Source organism: Corallococcus sp. AB049A (genome assembly GCF_003668885.1).
Lineage (GTDB): Bacteria > Myxococcota > Myxococcia > Myxococcales > Myxococcaceae > Corallococcus > Corallococcus interemptor.
Map to the genome: position 1 here is coordinate 1 of NZ_RAWL01000511.1, position 5,634 is coordinate 5,634.

At 71.1% G+C, this 5,634-nt stretch carries 5 protein-coding genes and 1 pseudogene; 2 read left to right on the top strand and 4 right to left on the bottom strand.

Features of this window, described 5'->3' with window-relative positions:
- Nucleotides 1-217, top strand: a pseudogene (locus D7X55_RS34825) (acyltransferase); the annotation flags it as partial.
- Between the two features lie 114 nt (nucleotides 218-331).
- Nucleotides 332-1,285, top strand: a complete 954-nt coding sequence (locus tag D7X55_RS34830; RefSeq protein ID WP_121725299.1) for an NAD(P)/FAD-dependent oxidoreductase — start codon at nucleotides 332-334, stop codon at nucleotides 1,283-1,285.
- Nucleotides 1,286-1,297: 12 nt separating this feature from the next.
- On the opposite strand, the gene D7X55_RS34835 is transcribed toward D7X55_RS34830, so the two are convergent.
- The 4 genes from D7X55_RS34835 to D7X55_RS34850 all read right to left on the bottom strand — a co-directional run.
- A complete protein-coding gene (locus D7X55_RS34835; RefSeq protein WP_121725300.1) occupies nucleotides 1,298-2,149 on the bottom strand; it encodes an AraC family transcriptional regulator in 852 nt (283 codons plus the stop codon).
- Between the two features lie 75 nt (nucleotides 2,150-2,224).
- Nucleotides 2,225-3,508: an MFS transporter gene (locus D7X55_RS34840; RefSeq protein ID WP_120552637.1), complete on the bottom strand. Its 1,284-nt coding sequence runs from the start codon at nucleotides 3,506-3,508 to the stop codon at nucleotides 2,225-2,227.
- Nucleotides 3,505-4,440 carry a Ppx/GppA phosphatase family protein gene (locus D7X55_RS34845; protein WP_120552636.1) on the bottom strand — a complete coding sequence of 312 codons (936 nt, stop codon included), beginning with the start codon at nucleotides 4,438-4,440 and terminating at the stop codon, nucleotides 3,505-3,507. The genes D7X55_RS34840 and D7X55_RS34845 overlap by 4 nt, the downstream gene beginning before the upstream one ends.
- A 14-nt stretch (nucleotides 4,441-4,454) precedes the next feature.
- Nucleotides 4,455-5,634 (bottom strand): aminotransferase class V-fold PLP-dependent enzyme (locus tag D7X55_RS34850; protein ID WP_233610249.1); only part of this gene is annotated, 1,180 nt, incomplete at its 5' end.

The window sequence follows — 5,634 nt, forward strand, 5'->3', positions numbered from 1 at the left end:
GGGGACCTTCGTGGGCATCCCGCCGCTGGCGCTCTTCACGCTGGCCTTCGCGGAGCGCTGGGACGCCATCCGGCACGACCTGGAGCTGTTCTTCACGCTGGGCAACCGCAAGCGGCTGAAGGCCCGGCTGCTCGCGGAAGGAGAGCGGCTGGCGGGCGAGGTGGAGCGGCTGGCGGAGGAGTACCGGCCGAAGCTCGACGCGTCCGTCGCACGGTAGGGGCGACCGCGGACCGGAAGATCCGCCGATGCCGCCGAAAGTCCCGCCCTCCTGCCGGGCCCGGTCCGGCCGTTAGGTTCCCCCTCCAAGGGAATCCACACGAGGAGCAGGGCAATGGCGGCATACGACGTGGTCATCGTGGGAGGCGGGCCCGGCGGGCTCAACGCCGCGCTGTATCTGGGGCGCGGGCGCAAGCAGGTGCTGCTGTGCGACGCGGGCACGCCGCGCAACGCGGCGGCTCAGCACATGCACGGCTTCGGTTCGCGCGACGGCATCCCGCCCCCGGAGTTCCGGAGCATCAGCCGCGAGCAGCTGAAGGCCTATCCCAACGTGGAGGTGCGCGACACGCGCGTGGGCTCCGTGGAGAAGCACGAGGGCGGCTTCCGGGTGGCGCTGGGAGACGGCACCACCGTGGACGCGCGGCGCCTCCTGCTGGCGATGGGCGTGGTGGACGTGATGATGGACATCCCCGGCTACAAGGAGCTGTGGGGGCCCAGCATCTTCCAGTGTCCCTACTGTCACGGCTGGGAGGTCCAGGACCAACCGTTCGCCATGCTGGCGAAGAACCCGCAGTACCTGGACGGCGCGCCCATCATCCAGAACTGGTCCAGGGACCTCATCGTCTTCACGCACGGCGCCTTCGACGTGCCACCCGAGCAGCGTGAACGGCTCCAGGCCCTGGGCATCCCGCTGGAGGAGCGGAAGATTGTCGCGCTGCACGGCAGGGACGGGCGCCTGGCGGAGGTGGAACTGGAGGACGGGACGCGCATTGCCCGGAGCGTCATGTTCTCCGCGCCGCCGCAGAAGCAGCACGAGTTGGTGACGCGGCTGGGGTTGGAGCTGGATGACCTGGGCTACGTGAAGGTGGGCCCCACGGGGGAGACGTCCATGCCGGGCGTCGTCGCGGTGGGGGACATGACGACGCCGATGCAGGCGGCCATCGCGGCGGCCAGCGCGGGCACCATCGCCGCGGCGATGATGAACCACGCGCTCATCCTGGAGGACGCGGACCGCCGCTACACGCAGGTGACGGGGAAGCCCGCGCCCTCACGGCAGAAGGGGCACTGAGCCCCCGGAGCGTCAGTGCGCGTCCGGCGCGCGGTGCTGCTTGCGCCACGCGGCGGGCGTGAGCCCTTCCGTGCGCCGGAACAGGCGGATGAAGTGCGTGGGGTCCGCGTAGCCCACGCGCTCCGCGATGATGTCCACGCGCTCGTCGGTGGACACCAGCCGCCGCCGCGCCTCCGCCATCCGTCCGGAGATGATCCACTCCACCACGCTGCGGCCCGTGGCCTGCTTCAGCGCGGTGGTGACGTGCGCGGGAGAGCGGCCCACGGCGGCGGCCACCTCGCGCAGCGAGATGGGCTCCAGGCAGTGCCGTTCGATGTACGTGAGCGCTTCACCGGCGAGCGTCGGACGCGACTCCACGGGAGCCCACGTGCTCGAACGGCCCACCTCCGCGAGCACCAGGGAGAAGAGGCTGCGCGTCACCTGCTCCCCCAGCGCGCGGTGCGGCGCGCGCGTCTCCGCGTGCAGCTCCGAAAGCAGACGCACCAGGTGCTCCTGGCGTCCGGACGGAATCGGCACGACGGCGGAGGCACCCTGGCGCACGCGCTCGAAGGGCTTCAGCAGCGGCCCCACCTCCGTGTGCGTGAACGCGGACGGATGGAACCCGAGCCCCCAGACCTCCGCTCGCTCGGCCGCCACCGTGCGGTGCTTCTCACCGGCGGGGATGAGCATCACGTCGCCCGCGGACACCGTCAGCCGGGTGCGCTGGTCGATGACGGCCCGTCCGCCCGTGTAGAGCGCGAGCACGGCCTGCGGATGCGAGGCCGCGTGGGGGGAGGGTGCCTGCTGGGCATGACCGCAGGCGACGACCAGGGTGCGCGACGGCGTGTCCCAAACGTGCACCGGCTGTGAGTGCGCGACCGCCACGAACGCCTCCGTTTCCTCGCGTGAACCGAATGGGGCCTTGGATGCATTCCAGGCCCCGGCGTTTCAAACGGACCGCTATCCCTGCTGCTGCGCGCGGGGCACGGCGTCCCGGAACAGCCTCGCGCCCACCAGGAGCGCCAGGCCTCCCAGCAGCACCGGCACCGCGTTGATGGCGATGGCGGCGTGGAGGCTGGACATGTCCGCGATCTGCCCGATGAGCGTGGGCGAGATGGCATCCCCCAGCATGTGGATGCACAGCACGTTGAGGCCCATGGCGAACGCGCGGAACGCGGGCGGCACGCAGTTGACGATGGCCGCGTTGATGGGGCCGCTGTTGAGGAAGATGAGGAACTGCGCCACGCCAATGGCCGCGAACGTCAGCGTCGTGTCCTTCAGGTTCACCGCCAGGTACATGCACGGCGCCGCCAGCAAGAGGCCGATGCCGGACAGCCACAGTCCGCCGCCCGCGCGCTTCCTGTCCATCTTGTCGCCCAGCCACCCGCCGGCCACGGTGCCGGTGAGGCCCGCCACCGCCGTGATGGCGCCGAAGACGAGGCCCACGCGGCCCGGGTGCTCCAGCCACAGCTGCCGCTCTCGCACCAGGTACGTGGGCATCCAGAACGCCAGGCCGCCAATGGAGAACGTCATCAGCGTGTAGCCCGCCGTCGTGGCCCAGAAGGCCATGTTGCGGCCCAACCCCTTGAGGCCCTCCATGAAGGGCAGCTTCACCGCAGCGTCCGGGCCGTCCATGGCGCCGCGCTGCGGCTCCGGCATGAAGAAGGCCATGGTGCCCAGCACCAGCCCCGGCACGCCGCCCGCGAAGAACGCCGCGTGCCACGAATACGTCTGCGTCAGCCACCCGCCCAGGCCGTAGCCCATGGCCGAGCCCACCGGGATGGCGATGTAGAAGTACGACAGCATCCGCGTGCGCTGCTCGCGCGGGTACAGGTCGGAGATGATGGACGGCGCCACCGCGCCATAGCCCGCTTCACCAATGCCAATCACCGCGCGCGCCAGGAGCAGCGCCGTGAAGCTGGACGCCAGTCCGCTGGCCCCCGTGGCCAGGCTCCAGAGAATCACGCCGCCCGCGACCAGGAGCCGGCGGGGGATGCGGTCTCCCAGGAAGCCACCCAGGGGCGACGCCAGCATGAACACGATGATGAAGACGGTGCCCAGCAGGCCGGACTGCGCGTCGTTGATGCCGAAGTCCTTCTGAATCTCCGGCAGCGCGACGGCGATGATGTACCGGTCGAGGTAATTGACCAGGTTGATCAGCGTGAGGATGAACAGCGCGTAGCCCGCGCGCACGGACTGCGTGGCGTGCGAGCTGGACGGAGCGACAGGGGTGGAGGCGTTCATGAGCGGGAGGAGGCCGAGCCGAAGCGGTGTGCCAGCAGGCCCCAGCGCAGGCCGCGGTCGCTCACGCGGCACGCATCCAGGCCCAACGCCTTCACCGCTTCGCGCAGGATGAGGGCGCCCGCGGGGATGACGTCCGCGCGCTTGGGCTGAAGGCCGGGCAGCGAGCGTCGCGCGTCCAGGGGCATGGCGCACAGCCGGTCCGTGAGCGCGTCCAGTTCGCCCCGGGACAGCGTGCCGCCGTGGACCGCCTCCGCGTCGTAGGTCGCCATCTGGTGCTGCACGGCGTACAGCGTCGTCACCGTGCCGGCCACGCCCACCAGCATCGCGCCGGGAGGTGGCGGGGGCAGGGCGGAGAAGGTGTCGCGCAGGTGCGCCTCGATGCCGCCGCGCTCGTCCGGGGACAGCGGGTCGGTGCGCACGTAGCGCTCCGTGAGCCGCACCGCGCCCACGTCGAAGCTGTGACGGAAGGCCACCGTGCCGGCGTCGCTGCCGTAGATGAACTCCGTGGAGCCACCGCCAATGTCCACCACCAGCAGCGGTCCCACGGCCTCGCTTCCGAAGTCCTGGGCCACGGCGGCGAAGGACAGCTGCGCCTCCATCTCCCCGGGGATGATCTCCACCGTCACGTCCGCCCGGGCCTTGGCCTGGGCGATGAAGTCCGCGCCGTTCTTCGCGTCGCGCGCGGCGCTGGTGGCGGACACGGCGATTCCTTCCGCGCCCAGCTCCCGGGCCTCGTTGGCGAAGGCCACCAGCACGGACAGCGTGGCCTCCATGCCTTCGGAGGACAGCACGCGGTGGGTGTCCACGCCCCGGCCCAGGCGGGTGATTTCGGCGCGCTCCACCACGGCCTGGAAGCGGCCGTCCGGCTGGCGGTCCGCCACCAGCAGCAGCACGGAGTTGGTCCCGATGTCGATGGATGCGAAGCGAGGCATTGCGCGAACACTACTCAACGCAGCAGCGCTTCCAAAGCGCGCTCCAGGGCCTCGTAGTCCGCCGGGGTGTTGTAGAGCTGCGCGGACAGCCGCAGGTGCCGCTTGGGCGCCCGGGGCCAGGCCGTGACGGGGATTTCGATGTGGTGCTCCTCGAAGAGGCGCACATGGAGCGGGTCCACGTAGAGCGGCGGCTCGGGGCGCTCCGGGAAGCCGTCCGGCAGGGCCACGCACGCCATGCTGCCCACCATGGACTCCGGGCACAGCGGCGTCGCGTTGCCCAGCTTCGCGTCCAACCTCCGCCGGGCGGACAGGGCCAGGTTCCGGTTGGTCTCCATCACCTCCGGCCACCCGCCCGGCACCAGCCCCGCCATGAAGCGGATGACGGTGGGGATGCACAGGAAGGGCGTGGGGTCCACCGTGCCCACCCAGTCGAACTCCAGCCGGAAGCGCGAGCGGTCCGCGCGCGGCGAGTTGTGCCCGTGGCTCACCACCATGGGCTTGAAGCCCGCCTGCAGGTCGCGGCGCACGTACAGGAACGCGGCGCCCTTGGGCGCGCACAGCCACTTGTGGCAGTTGCCCGTGTAGTACGCCACGCCCAGCTCCTGGAGCGCCAGCGGCACCATGCCGGGCCCGTGCGCGCCGTCCACCAGCGTCTCCACGCCCTTCTCACGAAGCTTCCGCACCAGCTCCGCCAGCGGCATCACCAGCGCCGTCTGGCTGGTGATGTGGTCCACGAGCAAGAGCCGCGTGCGCGGCGTCACCTGCGCCATCACCGCGTCCACCACCGACTCCGGTGACGTGACGGGCCAGGGCAGCTTCGCCACCACCACCTTCACGCCCTGCTCCGCGGCGGCCACGTCCAGCGCGTTCCTGGACGCGTTGTATTCGTTGTCGGTGACGAGCAGCTCGTCGCCGGGCTGGAAGCGCAGGTTGCGCAGCACGGTGTTCACGCCCGTGGTGGCGTTGGGAACGAACGCCAGGTCGTCCGGGTTCGCGCCCACGAAGGCGCCCAGCGCGGCGCGCGCCTCGTTCAGCAGCGGCTCCAGCTCGCGGGCGAGGAAGCGCACGGGCTCCGCCTCCAGCCGGGCCCGCAGCTCCGACTGGTGCTGGAGCACCGGCTTGGGACAGGCGCCGAACGAGCCGTGGTTGAGGAAGACGACCTGGGGGTCCAACCCCCAGTGGGCCTTGTGGGCG